This is a genomic window from Halomonas sp. HMF6819 (assembly GCF_044335525.1).
In the GTDB taxonomy this organism is placed as follows: Bacteria; Pseudomonadota; Gammaproteobacteria; order Pseudomonadales; family Halomonadaceae; genus Vreelandella.
Genome location: NZ_JBIQVY010000004.1, coordinates 324,952 through 340,196, shown reverse-complemented (window position 1 = coordinate 340,196; position 15,245 = coordinate 324,952). Strand labels below are relative to the sequence as shown.

General features: G+C 62.9%; 13 protein-coding genes. 8 read left to right on the top strand and 5 right to left on the bottom strand.

Annotation, left to right across the window (positions count from 1 at the left end; all coding sequences use genetic code 11):
• Window position 1 precedes the first annotated feature (1 nt).
• Window positions 2-382 (top strand): hypothetical protein, encoded by a 381-nt coding sequence (locus ACGLWX_RS13890; protein ID WP_396240517.1) that lies wholly within the window; start codon window positions 2-4, stop codon window positions 380-382.
• A gap of 14 nt (window positions 383-396) precedes the next feature.
• On the opposite strand, the gene glp (ACGLWX_RS13885) is transcribed toward ACGLWX_RS13890, so the two are convergent.
• The 3 genes from glp (ACGLWX_RS13885) to ACGLWX_RS13875 are packed head-to-tail and all read right to left on the bottom strand — an operon-like array spanning window position 397 to window position 2,465.
• Entirely contained in the window at window positions 397-1,602 is a 1,206-nt protein-coding gene (gene glp / locus ACGLWX_RS13885) for a gephyrin-like molybdotransferase Glp (RefSeq protein WP_396240515.1), read from the bottom strand.
• Window positions 1,595-2,104 (bottom strand): molybdenum cofactor biosynthesis protein B, encoded by a 510-nt coding sequence (moaB, locus tag ACGLWX_RS13880; protein WP_396240643.1) that lies wholly within the window; start codon window positions 2,102-2,104, stop codon window positions 1,595-1,597. The genes glp (ACGLWX_RS13885) and moaB overlap by 8 nt, the downstream gene beginning before the upstream one ends.
• A gap of 34 nt (window positions 2,105-2,138) precedes the next feature.
• Window positions 2,139-2,465, bottom strand: coding sequence for a DUF1244 domain-containing protein (locus ACGLWX_RS13875; RefSeq protein WP_396240513.1), 327 nt, complete (start codon window positions 2,463-2,465; stop codon window positions 2,139-2,141).
• Window positions 2,466-2,642: 177 nt separating this feature from the next.
• Between ACGLWX_RS13875 and mobA the strand changes: the two genes are divergently transcribed.
• The 4 genes from mobA to ACGLWX_RS13855 are packed head-to-tail and all read left to right on the top strand — an operon-like array spanning window position 2,643 to window position 6,536.
• The gene (gene mobA / locus ACGLWX_RS13870) at window positions 2,643-3,251 is read left to right on the top strand and encodes a molybdenum cofactor guanylyltransferase MobA (RefSeq protein WP_396240512.1); all 609 of its coding nucleotides are present in this window, start codon (window positions 2,643-2,645) and stop codon (window positions 3,249-3,251) included.
• On the top strand, window positions 3,248-4,543 hold the full coding sequence (gene glp, locus ACGLWX_RS13865; protein ID WP_396240510.1) for a gephyrin-like molybdotransferase Glp: 1,296 nt from the start codon (window positions 3,248-3,250) through the stop codon (window positions 4,541-4,543). Before mobA ends, glp (ACGLWX_RS13865) begins: the two co-directional genes overlap by 4 nt.
• Entirely contained in the window at window positions 4,524-5,516 is a 993-nt protein-coding gene (gene moaA / locus ACGLWX_RS13860) for a GTP 3',8-cyclase MoaA (RefSeq protein WP_252106091.1), read from the top strand. The genes glp (ACGLWX_RS13865) and moaA overlap by 20 nt, the downstream gene beginning before the upstream one ends.
• A gap of 9 nt (window positions 5,517-5,525) precedes the next feature.
• Window positions 5,526-6,536 (top strand): CobW family GTP-binding protein, encoded by a 1,011-nt coding sequence (locus ACGLWX_RS13855; protein WP_396240641.1) that lies wholly within the window; start codon window positions 5,526-5,528, stop codon window positions 6,534-6,536.
• Here the strand turns inward: ACGLWX_RS13855 and ACGLWX_RS13850 are convergent.
• Window positions 6,490-9,594, bottom strand: a complete 3,105-nt coding sequence (locus ACGLWX_RS13850; protein ID WP_396240508.1) for an EAL domain-containing protein — start codon at window positions 9,592-9,594, stop codon at window positions 6,490-6,492. The genes ACGLWX_RS13855 and ACGLWX_RS13850 overlap by 47 nt on opposite strands.
• Window positions 9,595-9,770: 176 nt before the next feature.
• Here ACGLWX_RS13850 and ACGLWX_RS13845 point away from each other — a divergent pair, with 176 nt between their 5' ends.
• Window positions 9,771-10,712 carry a LysR family transcriptional regulator gene (locus ACGLWX_RS13845; RefSeq protein ID WP_396240506.1) on the top strand — a complete coding sequence of 314 codons (942 nt, stop codon included), beginning with the start codon at window positions 9,771-9,773 and terminating at the stop codon, window positions 10,710-10,712.
• Between the two features lie 29 nt (window positions 10,713-10,741).
• Here the strand turns inward: ACGLWX_RS13845 and ACGLWX_RS13840 are convergent, their stop codons facing one another.
• The gene (locus ACGLWX_RS13840; RefSeq protein WP_396240504.1) at window positions 10,742-12,241 is read right to left on the bottom strand and encodes an NCS1 family nucleobase:cation symporter-1; all 1,500 of its coding nucleotides are present in this window, start codon (window positions 12,239-12,241) and stop codon (window positions 10,742-10,744) included.
• Between the two features lie 609 nt (window positions 12,242-12,850).
• On the opposite strand from ACGLWX_RS13840, the gene ACGLWX_RS13835 reads away from it, so the two are divergent.
• Together ACGLWX_RS13835 and hydA are read left to right on the top strand one after the other, a co-directional pair.
• The gene (locus tag ACGLWX_RS13835; protein WP_396240502.1) at window positions 12,851-13,717 is read left to right on the top strand and encodes a nitrilase-related carbon-nitrogen hydrolase; all 867 of its coding nucleotides are present in this window, start codon (window positions 12,851-12,853) and stop codon (window positions 13,715-13,717) included.
• Between the two features lie 30 nt (window positions 13,718-13,747).
• Window positions 13,748-15,190 carry a dihydropyrimidinase gene (gene hydA / locus ACGLWX_RS13830; protein ID WP_396240500.1) on the top strand — a complete coding sequence of 481 codons (1,443 nt, stop codon included), beginning with the start codon at window positions 13,748-13,750 and terminating at the stop codon, window positions 15,188-15,190.
• Window positions 15,191-15,245 lie beyond the last annotated feature (55 nt).

Here is a 15,245-nt window from a genome sequence, read left to right as displayed (position 1 = left end):
CGTGAAACGAGTCGCGCTGGTGGCGTTCGACGCTGGCCCCTACCGCTACGCACTCGAGGCCAGCCGCGTCGAGCGACAGCGCCTTGAGATCGACACCGAGCGCCACATGGCCGCCGCGACCCTGCTCGGCGCCTCTGGACACCACGCGCCCAAGCGCTGGCTGACACTGAATGATCGCGAAGGCGCCTGGCAGCTCGGCGTGGAGGGCCGCGTCGAACTCATCGAGTGGCCGGCCGGCACGCTACATCCGCTGCCGCCGCTGGTACTGGCGCGCAGCACCCTCCCGGCGCTTTGCGGCGTCGCGCTCGATGACCACCGCGTCGCGCTTTGGCTACTCGAGGCCGACAGGCTCTCTCCCTTCGCGCCGCCCAGCCCCGACTAATTCATTCAGACCGATCAAGGTTGAAGCCACAGGCAGGTAATGGCATCGCCCGCCTCAACCCTTGCGTGCGCCTCAACCACGGCGAGCGCGTCGGCAGCCACGCAGGAAGAGAGCACCGAAGAGTCCTGGTCCTCGAAGGCGTGCGCTTCGATACCGCCGGGGGTGAAGGAGAGCCTTACGCGCATGTAGTGCTGGCGCGGGCCGGTGCTGGTGGAAAAGCGCGCTACCGCCGGCAGCCGGGCAAGCGTGGCGAGCGCAGGGCAGCCCAGAAGCGCCCCCATGAGCGGGCGCAGAAACAGCCACGCGCCGACGAAGCCCGACACCGGGTTGCCCGGCAGCCCGACAAAGCGCGCTACGCTTCCATCACCCCGGGGCAATCGCCCCAGCGCCAACGGCTTGCCCGGGCGAATGGCCAAGCGCCAGAGATCGAGCTGGCCAAGCGCCTCCAGCGCCTTTTTTACGTGATCCTCCTCACCCACACTCACCCCGCCGGTGGTGATGACCACATCGGCGCTTTGGGCTACCCGGATCAGGCAGGCGCGGGTCTCATCGAAGCTGTCCGGCACGCTTTCGACATGCACGACCTCGGCGCCGAAGCTCTCCAGCAGCCGCTTGAGCATCGGCCGGTTGCTGTTGTAGAGCTGGCCGGGCGCGAGCGGCGTGCCGGGCTCGATGACCTCGTCACCGGTGGACAAGAGCGCCACCCGCGGGCGGCGGCGCACGCTCACCCGCGCGATGCCCTGCCCCGCCAAATGGCCAAGCGCGGCGGCGTTCAAGCGCGTGCCCGCCTCGAGCAGTACCTCGCCTTGGGCGACGTCCCGGGCGCGGCGGCGTACGCTGTTGCCTACCGCGATGCCGGCGGGAATGTTCGCCCGCTCGCCGTCGAGTTCGACCTCCTCCTGCATCACCACGCAGTCGGCACCTTCGGGCAGCTCGCCGCCGGTGAAGATGCGCGCGCAGGTGCCGGGCGCAAGCGGCGCGGCCGGGTGGCCCGCGGCGATGCGCTGGGACACCGGCAGCCAGCTGCCGGCGTCCGCGGCGCGTAGGGCGTAGCCGTCCATGGCGCTGTTATCGCGGGCGGGCACATCGAGCGCGGCGGTGACGGCGGCGGCCAGCACGCGCTCGGCGGCGTCATCGAGCGCTACGTCCTCAGCGCCAAGCGGGCTCACGTCACTCAGAAGCGCGTCGAGGGCTTGTTCGATCGGGGCGAGCTCAGCCATGCTGCCCCCGGCCGGGGATCACCAGGTTAGCGAAGTTGCAGGGCTTATGGCGGCTGTCGAGCTGCTCGGCCAAAAGGCGGTCCCATCCGGTGCGACACGCGCCAGTCGAGCCTGGCAGGCAGAAGACCACGGTGGCGTTGGCTAACCCCCCAAGGCAGCGGCTCTGGATGGTGGAACTGCCGATCTCGTCGCCGCTAAGCTGGCGAAAGCGCTCGCCAAAACCTTCGATGGCTTTATCGAACAGTACCGATACCGCCTCCGGCGTGGAGTCGCGCCCGGTAAAGCCGGTGCCGCCGGTGGTGATCACCACCTGCACCTCAGGACTGGCGATCCACTCGGCCACCACCGCGCGGATGCGGTACATGTCGTCGGCTACGATGCGCTTTTCCACCAGCTGGTGGCCGGCGCCTTCCAGCCGCTCGACCAGAAGCGCCCCGGAGCGGTCGCTCTCCTCGGTGCGGGTATCGGAGACGGTCAGCACCGCGATGTTCAGTGCCTCCATTGCCTCTGGAGCACTGTTTTGCGTTTCCAAAGCGCTACTCCTCGTGGCTCTTTTTCGCTTGGCGCGCCTCGAGCGCGGCGAGCTGTTCCGGGGTGGCCCTGGCTTGGTGGTGCTCTTTCCACTCGCTGTAGGGCATGCCGTAAACGTGCTGGCGGGCGGCCTCGTAGTCGAGGCGTTCGCCGCGCTCTTCGGCGGCGCTGACTAGCCATTTCGAAAGGCAGTTGCGGCAAAAATCCGCCAGAATCATCAGATCGATGTTCTGAACGTCCTTGTTGGCGTCCAGATGGGTCAAAAGCCGGCGAAAGGCGGCGGCTTCGAGTTCGGTTTGGGTCGTCTGATCCAGATCGTTGAAGGCGTGCATGAAAGCTCTCCGGGGTTGAATGGTGCTCAGCATAGCAAAAGAGTCGCTTTAAAAACGTTTTCGCCGCTGCGAATATGGCACACTCTAAACACGTCGGGACCAGCCGGGGCCTACACTCGAAGGCCACGCTTTTTGGGGTTCGTCGTCGGCTTCACTCACTACGCGCAGGGCACTTTCATGATCGCGTCACAGCAACTGACCGGACTGATTTTGGCCGGCGGCGAAGGTCGCCGCATGGGTGGGCGCGACAAGGGCCTGGAGCCCTTCGAAGGCCTGCCGCTGTTCGCCCACGTCTTGAAACGTCTGGAGGGGCGCGTGAGCGAAACCCTCGTCAGCGCCAACCGTAACCAGGATGCCTATGCGCTTTTAGGCCCGCGCGTGATCGAGGATGCCAAGCCCGGCTTTTTCGGCCCGCTGATGGGCATCTACAGCGGGCTGCTGGCGGCGAAGACGCCGTGGCTGGTCGTGGTGCCCTGCGACACGCCGCTTCTGCCCGCCACACTCGTCGAGCGCCTGACCGACGGGCTCGACGGCGGCCAGGCGGCCATTGCCTTTGACGGCGAGCGCGATCACCCAACGGTGGCGCTGATCGCCACCGCGCTCGCCGACGATCTCGGCGCCTTTCTGGCCAGCGGCGAGCGCAAGCTCGGCCGCTGGTTCGAGCGCCACGCGGCGAAGCGTGTGGATTTCTCGGACGCGAAAGAGGCGTTCGTCAACCTCAACAGCGAAGAAGAGCTTAAGCGTTTGGAGCTTGGCCGCGCGGACGCCCGCCGGGAGCGGCCATGACGCTGGATCGAAGCGACGCGCCGCTGAGCGTCGACCAGGCGCGCCAGGCGCTTGCCGCACTCGCCACCCGGCCGATGGGCACCGAGGAGGTCCGGCTCGACCAGGCGCTCGGGCGCCGGCTGAATGAGTCGATCACCGCACCCACGGACGTGCCCCGCTACACCAACGCGGCGCTGGACGGCGTCGCGCTTGGCTGGCGCGGAGCGCTTGCCGCGCGCTGGCAGTTGGCCGGTAGCGCCTTCGCCGGCCAGCGCTTTGACGGCGCCCTCGCTGAATTCGAGTGCGTGCGCATCACCACCGGCGCGCCGCTGCCGCCAGGCACCGACACGGTCATCGCCAGCGAAGAGCTTGATGAGCGCGACGGCGCCGTGACGCTCAAAGCCCCCGAGCGCGTGGTGAAGGGACAAAACGTTCGCCTGGCCGGCGAGGAGCTGGCCGCCGGCGCTCTAGTGCTGGCGGCGGGCACGCGCCTGAACCCTGCCGCCCTTGGGCTGATCGCCTCCTTGGGGCAAGCCACGGTGCGCGTCGTCAAACGCCCGAGGGTAGCCCTCTTTTCCACCGGCAACGAGGTCACCGAGCCCGGTGAGGCGCTCTCGCCGGCGGGCATTTATGATGCCAACCGCTTCGCGCTGAAGGGGCTTTTGCAGGAGCACGGCGCGCGCGTGATCGATCTTGGCATTCTGCCGGACGACCCGAAAGCGATCGCCTCCGCGCTGGCCCAAACCGCCGAGCAGAGCGATTTGGTGCTCACCAGCGGCGGGGTCTCGGTAGGCACGAAGGATTTCACCCGTGCCGCGCTCGAGCGGCTGGGCACGCTCGGCTTCTGGCGCGTGGCGCTGCGCCCGGGTAAGCCTTTGGCCTGCGGCACGCTTGGCGCGCGCCGAACGCCCTTCGTCGGGCTGCCCGGCAACCCGGTGGCGGCGATGATGACGTTTCACCAGTTCGTCGCGCCGCTACTGGCGCGTCTGGAAGGCCAGCCCGCCGCCGCGCCCGCGCGCCTGACGGCGGTGCTCGACTCGCCGATTGAAGGGCGCAAAGGACGGCTCGATCTGCTTCGCGGAGTGTACCAAAGCGATGAACAGGGCGGTCTGCGAGTACGGGCGCTCAAGGCCCAGGGCTCGGGTATGTTAACCTCGATGGTGGCGGCCAACTGTCTGATCGAGCTTAGTGAGGAGCGCGATGTCGCCGCCGCCGGCGAGGTCGTCGCGATCCAGCCGCTTCGCGCGCCGTCATCGACTACACTGCCCCCATTCACCGGTTCGAGAGATGGCCATGACCGAGCAACTGATTGACAGCGTTGGCCGCCGAGTCAACTACGTACGCATCTCAGTCACTGACCGCTGCGACTTTCGCTGCGTGTACTGCATGAGCGAGGAGATGACCTTTCTCCCGCGTGCGCAGGTGCTCACCCTCGAAGAGATCGCCACCGTGGCGCGGGCCTTCACCGAGCTCGGTGTCGAGAAGATTCGTCTCACCGGCGGCGAACCGCTGGTGCGCGGTAACATTGGCGAGCTGGTCGACGAGATCGGTGCCTTGCCCGGGCTCAGTGACTTCACCATGACCACCAACGGCGCGAGTCTGAGAAAGCACGCCCAACGACTTTTCGACGGCGGGCTCAAGCGGCTCAACGTAAGCCTCGACTCGCTCGACCGCGAGCGCTTCAAGGCGCTGACCCGCACGGGCGATCTGGACAAGGTGATCGATGGCATTCGCGCCGCCAAAGAGGTCGGTTTCGAGCGCATCAAACTCAACGCGGTAATCCTCAAAGGGCGCAACGACGACGAGGTGTTGGATTTGGTCGACTTCGCCCGCCGGGAAGGCCTCGATATCAGTTTCATCGAGGAGATGCCGCTGGGGGACGTGTCGGATCACTCCCGCGCCGAAACCTTCTACTCCAGCGACGACGTCAAGGCGCTGATCGAGGCGCGCTATTCGCTAATGCCGAGCACGGTGACCACACCGGGCCCGTCACGCTACTTCAAGATGAGTGACAGCGACAGCCGCATCGGCTTCATATCGCCGCACAGTCACAACTTCTGCGACAGCTGTAACCGGGTGCGCGTCACCGTCGAAGGGCGGCTTTTGCTGTGTCTCGGCAACGAGCACTCGGTGGATCTGCGCGCGGTGCTTCGACGCTACCCGGGCGACATGGACGCGCTTAAGCGCGCGATCATCAATGCGCTTCCGCTCAAGCCCGAGCGTCACCACTTCACCACCGACGGCGACGTTCAGGTAGTCCGCTTCATGAACATGACCGGCGGTTGATACGTGACGATGACGCGTATTCCCACTCACGTGGTGACCGGCTTTCTTGGCAGCGGAAAGACCACGCTTATCCACAGCCTGATCGAGCAAAAGCCTGTGGATGAGACATGGGCCGTGCTGGTCAACGAGTTCGGCCAGATCGGCATCGACCAAGCGATGTTCGAGCACCGTGACGACGTGGTGGTGAAGGGCTTGCCCGGCGGGTGTCTGTGCTGCCAGCTCGCTTTCGTGCTGCGGGCAGCGCTGGTCGACCTGATCCGCCGCGCCAAGCCCGACCGGGTGATCATCGAGCCCTCGGGCCTTGGCCACCCGGCGGGGCTTCTGGATCTGCTGCGCGGCGAGGCTTTTGAGGGCGTGCTGGAGGTGCGCGACATCATCGCCACCCTCGACCCACGACGGCTCGATGAGCCCCGGGTGCGCGAGCACGAGACTTTCAACGACCAGCTCGCCGTGGCGGACGCTGTGGTGCTCACCCTGACCGACCAAGCGATTGAGTCCCAGAACGCCCGTGGCCGAGCCTTCGTCGAGGCGCTCTGGCCCGCGCCCAAGTGGGTCCACGACAGCGCGGGCGGGGCGCTGCCGCTGTCGCTTCTCACCCAGGGCGGCCAGGCGGGCGCATCCAATGTGGCCATGCCCGACGCGCACCGGGCACTGGTTGCCCCACCCACGTTTGCGGGCCAATTTTTCGACGCCCCGCCCCCGCCGGGCTCTCCGCGTATCGAAACCGCCTCGGCACTGGGCTACGCCAGCAGTGGGCTTCGCTGGCATCCTGACGAGCGCTTCGATCTCGACCGGCTCGCCCACACGCTATCAGAACTGCCCAAAGCAGCGCGGGCCAAGGGCGTGTTTCATACTGACAGTGGCTGGAAGCGGCTCAACCGCGCCGACGGCGTGTTGAGCGTCGAGGCGAGCGCTTGGCGTCAGGACTCGCGCCTGGAGGTCATTCTTCCCGACACGCTTGCGCAACGCGACCCTACGCTTGTGGATCGTCTGGTCGATCTGTCGAGCTCAGCGCAATAGCCTCGAGCGCGGCCACCGGCATGGGACGGCCAAACAGATACCCTTGGAAGGCGTGGCAGCCGTGGGCCAACAGCCACTCGTACTGCTCACGGGTCTCCACACCCTCGGCAATGGCGTCAAGACTCAGGCTCGACGCCAGCGCAATAGTGGTTTCCACGATGGCCGCGTTGGCAGAGCTTTCCGGCACCTGCTGCACGAAGGACTGGTCGATCTTGAGCTGATCCAGCGGCAATTGGGCCAGATACGAAAGCGATGAATAGCCGGTACCGAAATCGTCGAGCGAAAAGCGCACGCCGTGGGCCTTGAGCCGCAGCATAGTATTGCGTACATCCTCCGGCGCCTCAACGAACAGCGACTCGGTTACCTCGAACTTCAAGCGCTCAAGCGGCGCTTGTGTGCGAGCGAACACGCTCTCGGTTCGGGATACGAAGTTGGGCTCGCGAAACTGAAGCGGGCTCAGGTTGATCGAAATCGTAAGCTTGGCAAGCATTGGCTCGCGCGCCCACTCGATGAGCTGCCAGCAGGCCTGCTCCAGAATCCACTCGCCGACTTCGTTGATCAGCCCCGTGGACTCCAGAAGCGGCATGAACTCGCCCGGCGAGATAATCCCACGCTCGGCGTGATCCCAGCGCAGCAGCGCCTCGACCCCTGTCAGGGTGCCCGCGGCGTCGACCTGAGGCTGGTAGAAAATATGCCAATGCTTGAAGATCACCGCCTGGCGTAGATCGGCTTCCAGGCGCACCCGGGCCAACAGCTCAGCTTGCATGTCCGGGGTGAAAAAGCGCAGCGTCCGGCGCCCGCTTGCCTTGGCCTGGGAAAGCGCCATGTCCGCCTGTTGCAGATAGTCATCCATGTTCTGCTGATCGTTTGACATCATGGTCGCCCCGACGCTGGCGGTCACCGTGATCAGGCTGTCGTTGATGCGGATGGGCTCGCTGAGCGTGTCCATGAGCTTGTTCGCGATGCCGCGGGCCAGTTGGTGCGTTTGCGCGAGGCTACTGTCCACGCCCTCGACCAGCACCGCGAACTCGTCACCGCCAAGTCGGGCCAGGGTATCGGTATCGCGCAGCATTCGCGACAGGCGCCGCGACACGCCGCGCAACAGCTGGTCCCCCGCGTGGTACCCCAGGGTATCATTGACCTCCTTGAAGCTATCGATATCGAAGAGCATGACCGCCCCAAAACGCTGATGACGGTTGATCTCTTTCAAGGCGTTTTCGAGCCGATCCATAAACAGGCGCCGATTGCTAAGCCCGGTAAGCGGGTCGTAGAACGCGAGCTGGTGGATCTCCTGCTCGGCGGCCTTGCGCTCGCTGATGTCGCTGATGGTCGCCACGTAATGGCCAAGCGCGCCGGTGTCGTCGTAAGTGGCACTGATGGTGATCCACTGCGGAAAGAGCTCGCCGTTTTTACGCTTGTTCCAGATCTCGCCTTCCCAGTTGCCGCTTTGATGTACGCGCTGCCAGAGCTCGCGGTAGAACGCCGCGCCGTGCTGGCCCGAGCTGAACATCCGCGGCGTTCTACCGATCATCTCCTCTTCGCGGTAGCCGGTGATGCGTTTAAACGTGTCGTTGGTCTTGAGAATATAGCCTTTGCGATCGGTGATCAGAATGCCCAGGTGGGTCTGAAAGGCGGCGGCGGCAATTCCGAGCTCCGCCTGCAGATTCTTGTCCTCGGTGATGTCGCGCACTACCGACAACACGCCCCTGAACTGGCCGCTTACGTCCGTCAGCGGGCTGATAGTGGCGTGAAAATGGCCGAGTTGGCCTTCAAGGGTCAACGGATACTCGTAGGTCTCTGCTCGGCGCAGTCGTTTGACGCGATCGAAAATGATCTGGAAGGCGTCGGCCAGATCCTTAGGCAGTATATCGGCGAAGTGGCGCCCCAGGATGAGCTCCGGCTCGATCAGTAGCCGCTTTTGGTCGATCGCATGGACATAGTTGAACCGCCCCTGCTCATCGAAAACGAAAATCAAATCCTGCAGCGAGTTGACCAGCGCATCGAGGCGCACGTCGCGTTCCCGGGCGTGCGCCCGGGCGAGTTCGCGCTCCTCGACGCGCGTTTGCAAAATCCTCGCCAGCGCCAGTCGGTTGAGATAGTGGCGAAGCCCCCAAGCGCCGAGCAGCGCAATCAACACCACCACGAAGCATAAAAGCGCCACGCGGTCGCGCCACTCGCTCAAAAGATGCTGCCGGTCCACGCCGACGACCGCGTAGATAGGGTAGTCGCCGACGCGCTCCATATGCAGCAGACGCTCGCGATGATCGACGGGCGAGCTCAGGACGAAAGTGCGCGAGTACTCTTCAGGGGCGAGCGGCGTCCACGTGGTGGGCATCTCCAAGCGCTGGCCAATCGAGACGCGCTGCGGCGGCTGGGAATGGCGTGCGATGATCTGACAGTCAGTGTCGACGAGCGCGATGCTCTCGCCTTCGCTGACGCCGACCCGGGAGAGCGCATCGACAAACACTTGCGGACGAATACGTGAAACCACGATACCAGCAAACTCGCCAAGCGGGTTGTCCCGGCGCCGGGCGCTGTAGAGATAGAATTCGTCACTTTCCGGCGAGCGCTGCAGCGTGGTGACATCGCGCACGCGATCACTGTTTTTGAATGCTTCGAAGAACTCGGTATCGCGATAAGAGAGTCCTTCGTAGCGCTGGTCGCTACCAAGAGTCACACGCCCGGTCGCATCGAGCACCCCCATTTCGTCAACGGAGGTAACGTAGCGAGTCAGGTTCTCGACCGCCTGTTTGAGGGCCTCGGGGTCACGGATTTCATCATTTTCAAACGACGACATCAGCTCCGAGAGGCTGAAAAGCGCCTGCTCGCTTTGCCCCATCACACCGCTGGTCCACTGGGCGACGACGCTGGCGCGCGCCTCCATACGCATTTCGGCGGCGCTGATTTCCTGGCGGTACTGCTGGTACATCATCGCGCTGGACACACCGATCATGACGAGCAGCGCCACTACATAACAAAGCACGGCGCGTCGGCCGGTGGTGGTGGGCCCCGGAGGTTCGAGGCCGGCCGAAGGCGCGCTATCCAGTGAGTGAGACATTACGTGGATGCCTTCTTCATGAAATCGGCAGACCGCGTTCGAACGCGCCAGGCAAGAGTATGTTGACGTTCAAGGTGTGTGATCCTGACCCAAAGCGATACGATAGGTTATTTAGACACCGGCGCCATTGTAAACGATCTGCCCGAAAAGATCGTTTCCTGGAACAGGAGAGCCTCATGGTATCGCTTGGGCAGATGAGCGACTACGAAATTCGTTTGATCCGGGTGTTCAATACCGTCGTCGAGTGTGGTGGTTTTACCGCCGCAGAAACGACGCTGGGCATCAGCCGCTCGGCGATCAGCCAACACATGAGCGATTTGGAAAAGCGCGTGGGCCTGTCGCTTTGTCAGCGCGGCCGTGGCGGTTTCAGCCTCACAGAAGAGGGGAAGGAGCTTTATGAAGCGGGGCTTACGCTATTGGCGGCGCTGGAAACCTTCAAAAGCGGCGTAAACGCACTGCACCGCACGCTCAAGGGCGAGCTCAATATCGGCATCACCGACAATCTGGTAACGCTGCCCGCCATGAACGTCACCGATGCGCTTGGCGAGCTCGCCTCGAAAAGCCACGACATCAGCGTCAATATCCAGATGGACCCGTCCGACGCGGTGATTCGCCAGGTCATGGACGGCCATCTACACGTCGGCGTGGTGCCCAACGTCAACCTGCCCGCCAGCCTCGAGACGCTCTGGCTCTACGATGAGCCCTCCTACCTTTACTGCGGCGCCGGCCACCCGCTTTTCGATGCACCAGCCCCTGCCTGGGCGCAGATCAGCCAGGCGCCGGCGGTGGCGCCGCGCTACCCGTTGCCGGTCAAAGCGCGCCAGGCCCATGACGCTCTGACGCTGCGCGCCTCGGCGTCGGACCGCGAAGGGGCCGCGTTTCTCATTCTGACCGGGCGTTACATCGGCTTTTTGCCCGAGCATGTCGCGGCGCAGTGGGTCGAGGCGGGCAAAATGCGCCCGCTACATGCCAAGCGGCGAAGCTATCACATACCGTTTGTGCTCATCACGCGCCGTGACCGGCGCCCCAATCGCGTGGTGGATGCGTTTTTGGCGCTGGTCAGCGGGGCGGGGCCCGGCGAAGGGTTTGATACTGCCGCCGAACCGAATCCATCTTGAGTCACGCAAGCGTCGCGCCACGATGGCGCTTAAGATACATCCGCCGTGGCCGTTCGATGCGACTTTTCGTGCCCCATCAGCGTGCTTGCCACGAAGTAAACGAGCGCTCCGAGGATCGAGCCGGTGAACCAGCCGTAGTCGTAGAACCAGTTCATGGTTCCCGTTAGCAGCGATACCAGCGTCAGCGCCACGGGCACCCCAAAAGCGATGAAGCCGGCGACGTTCACCGCCGGGTAGGTGTGACCGTCCATGTAAAGACTCGGCACGTCCAGCGACTGCTTCTTGATCAGAAAATAATCCACCGCCATAATCCCCGCGATCGGCCCCAACAGGCTCGAATAGCCCAGCAGCCAGTTCGAATACATCTGCTCGAGCGAGACACCCTGGGCGATCAACCCCGCCTTTTGCAGCAGGTCGTAGCCCATCAGCAGCACGCCGACCAGCCCCGTCATCAGCACCCCACGGGTCTGGTTGATCAGTTTCGGGGCGATGTTTTGAAAGTCGTTGGTGGGCGAGACGATGTTCGAAGCAGTGTTGGTGGAAATCGTCGCGACGATGATCAACAGCATCGCCAGAATGACCCAGAACGGGCTGTCGATGAAGCCGATCAGACGCACCGGGTCCGCCACGGTCTGGCCCACCAGGGTTTCCGAGGCCGCCGTCATCACCACGCCAAGCGAGGCAAAGAAGAACATGGTGAGCGGAAGCCCCATGATCTGACCGACGATCTGATCCTTCTGGCTTTTGGCGAAGCGGCTGAAATCGGGAATGTTCAGCGAAAGCGTTGCCCAGAATCCCACCATGGCGGTCAAGCCGGCGAAGAAGTAGCCGTAAACCGGCGCGCCTTCAGGGCGCGAAGGCGGCTGGGCGAGTAGCTCGGTCATCGACATGTGCGGCCAGGCCCAGACCATCAGCCCCACGCCCACTGCCAACAGCAGCGGCGCGGCCAGCGTTTCCATCCACTTGATCGACTCCGCGCCGCGAATCACCACGTAGAGGTTCATGGCGCCGAAGACGAAAAAGCCGATCACTTCACCCACGCCGCCCAACGCCGCCCAGGCGGGAAACAGCGCCGACAGCAGCAGATGGATCGCCAGCCCCCCGAACATGGTCTGGATACCGAACCAGCCGCAGCCCACCAGCGCCCGCACTAAACAAGGCACGTTCGAGCCCAGAATGCCGAAACAGGAGCGCAATACGATAGGAAAGGGAATGCCGAATTTGGTGCCGGGAAAGGCGTTTAGGGTCAGGGGCAGCAGCAGGATGACGTTGGCGATGAGAATGGTGAAAAGCGCCTCGCCCACGCTCAGCCCGAAGTAAGCGGTTAGCACGCCGCCCAGCGTATAGGTGGGCACACAGATCGACATGCCAACCCAGAGCGCGGCGATGTTCCACTTGCTCCAGGTGCGTTCGCTTGCTTGGGTCGGCGCGATGTCCTCGTTGAAGCGAGGGCTTTGGCGAACGTCGTCGTTCACCTCGAGTTCTATCAACCCCTCTCGATCTACCATACGAGATGTTGTAACGGTCATGGAGTTCTCCTCAGCAGAGCCACTGTCGATTATCGTTATTGCGTCAGGCTTTAAATCGAGTCAGCGCTAATCCCAGCAATAAGCATGCCTACACCTGGTTTAAAGCGCATAAACTATTGAATTAAAGCTGACCTTTTCGACATGTAATCTCATACCAGTCTCGGAATTTTTGTTATTGGACAATCGGCTTTTTAAGGCCATTGCCAAAATAGCGCACTTAGCCTTAAAAACGCACCAAAAAGTCTCTTTAAATAAAAACAAAAAAACCAAATAAATAATAAATCATTGATTAAATTAAAAATAAATCTAATTATTATGGTTATCTGGCATTCAAAAAAATAACGAAGGAAAATTAATAAATTACTAAAAAACAATAAAATCATAGCGTTAAGAAGCTCTTTAAAACCACGTCACAAAAACCTTGAAAGCCGCCCGCGTTTCGCACTAATCTCAAAAAAGCTGCCGACACAGACAGCTTTACAACCACTATAAAAAAACTCCTCGCTGCCAAGCGAGTGAATCTTGCAGCACGCCTTGATCATCAATAACGATAACCGTCATCGCGCCCAATAGGGCGACGGTGTGTGCAAGCAAAGAGAGGGCCTCAAGATGCAAAAGATGAAGATCGGCTTGATCCAGATGGGATTGAAGGCCAGTACCGATCAGGACCCCGGGCAGATTCGTGACGTCATGAACGAAGCGCACTTACCGATGATCGAGCAGGCGGCGAGCCAGGGCGTGCAGGTGCTCTGCTTTCAGGAAGTGTTCAACCAGCCGTACTTCTGCCCCAGCCAGGACGAGAAGTGGTACGCCGCGGCCGAAAAGGTTCCCGAAGGCCCCACCTGCCAGATGATGCAGAAGCTCGCCGCCGAGCACCGCATGGTGATCATCGTGCCGGTGTATGAAGAAACCGAGACCGGGATCTACTACAACACCGCGGCGGTGTTCGACGCCGACGGCAGCTATCTTGGCAAGTACCACAAGACCCACATTCCCCAAGTCGCCGGGTTCTGGGAGAAGTTCTTCTTCAAGCCCGGCCAGTCCAACTGGCCGGTGTTCGACACCGCCTATGGCAAGATCGGCGTGTATATCTGCTACGACCGCCACTTCCCCGAAGGCTGGCGGGCGCTGGCACTTAACGGCGCCGACGTGATCTTCAATCCCTCCGCCACCGTTGCCGGGCTTTCGCAGTATCTCTGGGAGCTTGAACAGCCTGCCTCCGCCGCCGCCAATGGCTGCTTCATCGCCGCCATCAACAGGGTCGGCACCGAGGCACCCTGGAACATCGGCGACTTCTACGGCTCAAGCTACATCGTCAACCCGCGCGGCAAGATCGAAGCCCAGGCCAGTGCCACCGAGGACGAGCTGCTGGTGCACGAAATCGACCTCGACGCGGTGCGCGAGGCCCGCAACAACTGGCAGTTCTTCCGCGACCGCCGCCCCGAGACCTATACCCGCCTGACCGACGGCGAATAACCAAGCGACTGGAACAGCAGGAGACACCCCATGAGCCTACTCATCAAGGGCGGCACCGTCGTCACCCACGCCGACACCTACCGCGCCGACGTGCTCTGCGTCGATGGCAAGATCGAAGCCATCGGCATGAATCTGGACACCCCCGAGGGCTGCGAGATCGTCGACGCCACGGATCAGCTCGTCATGCCCGGTGGCATCGACCCCCACACCCACATGCAGATGCCCTTCATGGGCGCGGTGGCCAGCGAAGACTTCTACACCGGCACCGCCGCAGCGATGGCCGGGGGCACCACCACGATCATCGACTTCGTCATCCCGAGCCCGGGTCAGTCGCTGTTGGAGGCCTTCGAGACCTGGCAGGGCTGGGCCGAGAAAGCCGCCACCGACTTCGCCTTTCATGTTGCCATCACCTGGTGGGACGACAGCGTCAAGGAGGAGATGGACACCCTGGTACACGAACACGGCGTCAACAGCTTCAAGCACTTCATGGCCTACAAGGGCGCGATCATGGCCACCGACGACATTCTGGTGGAGAGCTTCTCACGCTGTCTGGAGCTGGGCGCGGTGCCCACCGTGCACGCCGAAAACGGCGAGCTGGTCTACCACATGCAGCAGAAGCTGCTCGCTCAGGGCATCACCGGCCCGGAAGCTCACCCGCTGTCACGCCCGCCCCAGGTGGAAGGGGAAGCCGCCAGCCGCGCCATCCGTATCGCCAGCACCTTGGGCGCGCCGGTGTATCTGGTGCACGTATCCACCAAGGATGCGGTGGACGAGATCGCCTATGCCCGTCAACAGGGCCACGCGGTGTTCGGCGAGGCGCTCGCCGGCCATTTGATGATCGATGACAGCGTCTACCAGAACCCGGACTGGGCCACGGCCGCGGCGCACGTGATGAGCCCGCCCTTTCGCCCGAAAGGCCACCAGGAAGCGCTCTGGCACGCCCTGCAGGCGGGCACCCTGCAGACCACCGCCACCGACCACTGCTGCTTCTGCGAAGAACAGAAGGCCAACGGCCGCGACGACTTCACCAAGATCCCCAACGGTACCGCCGGCGTCGAGGACCGCATGGCCGTGCTGTGGGACGAAGGGGTGAACACCGGCAAGCTCTCGCCGCAGCAGTTCGTCGCCCTGACCTCCACCAACACCGCCGAGATCTTCAACCTCTACCCACGCAAGGGGGCGATTCAGGTCGGTGCCGACGCCGATATCGTCGTCTGGGACCCCAACGGCACGCGCACCATCTCCGCCAAGACCCACCACCAGAACGTCGACTTCAACATCTTCGAAGGCAAAACGGTGCGCGGTATCGCCCGCCACACCATCAGCCAAGGCAAGTGGGTATGGCGCGACGCCAAGGAGCTTCACGCCGAGCGCGGCGCCGGACGCTATCTTGAGCGCCCCGCCTATCCGGCCATCTTCGAGCAGCTCAAAAAGCGCGCCGAGCAAAGCGCCCCCAAGGCGGTAAGTCGCTGAGACAGCGCCCATCGATATAACGACGATCGATATAAAAGCGATTGATAACAACAGC

Coding starts and splice junctions, on each gene's coding strand:
- ACGLWX_RS13845 (WP_396240506.1), top strand. CDS start 9,771: ATGGTATCGCTTGGGCAGATGAGCGACTACGAAATTCGTTTGATCCGG.
- ACGLWX_RS13840 (WP_396240504.1), bottom strand. CDS start 12,241: ATGACCGTTACAACATCTCGTATGGTAGATCGAGAGGGGTTGATAGAA.
- mobA (WP_396240512.1), top strand. CDS start 2,643: ATGATCGCGTCACAGCAACTGACCGGACTGATTTTGGCCGGCGGCGAA.
- moaB (WP_396240643.1), bottom strand. CDS start 2,104: ATGGAGGCACTGAACATCGCGGTGCTGACCGTCTCCGATACCCGCACC.
- hydA (WP_396240500.1), top strand. CDS start 13,748: ATGAGCCTACTCATCAAGGGCGGCACCGTCGTCACCCACGCCGACACC.
- ACGLWX_RS13835 (WP_396240502.1), top strand. CDS start 12,851: ATGCAAAAGATGAAGATCGGCTTGATCCAGATGGGATTGAAGGCCAGT.
- ACGLWX_RS13855 (WP_396240641.1), top strand. CDS start 5,526: ATGACGCGTATTCCCACTCACGTGGTGACCGGCTTTCTTGGCAGCGGA.
- glp (WP_396240510.1), top strand. CDS start 3,248: ATGACGCTGGATCGAAGCGACGCGCCGCTGAGCGTCGACCAGGCGCGC.
- ACGLWX_RS13850 (WP_396240508.1), bottom strand. CDS start 9,594: ATGTCTCACTCACTGGATAGCGCGCCTTCGGCCGGCCTCGAACCTCCG.
- moaA (WP_252106091.1), top strand. CDS start 4,524: ATGACCGAGCAACTGATTGACAGCGTTGGCCGCCGAGTCAACTACGTA.
- glp (WP_396240515.1), bottom strand. CDS start 1,602: ATGGCTGAGCTCGCCCCGATCGAACAAGCCCTCGACGCGCTTCTGAGT.
- ACGLWX_RS13875 (WP_396240513.1), bottom strand. CDS start 2,465: ATGCACGCCTTCAACGATCTGGATCAGACGACCCAAACCGAACTCGAA.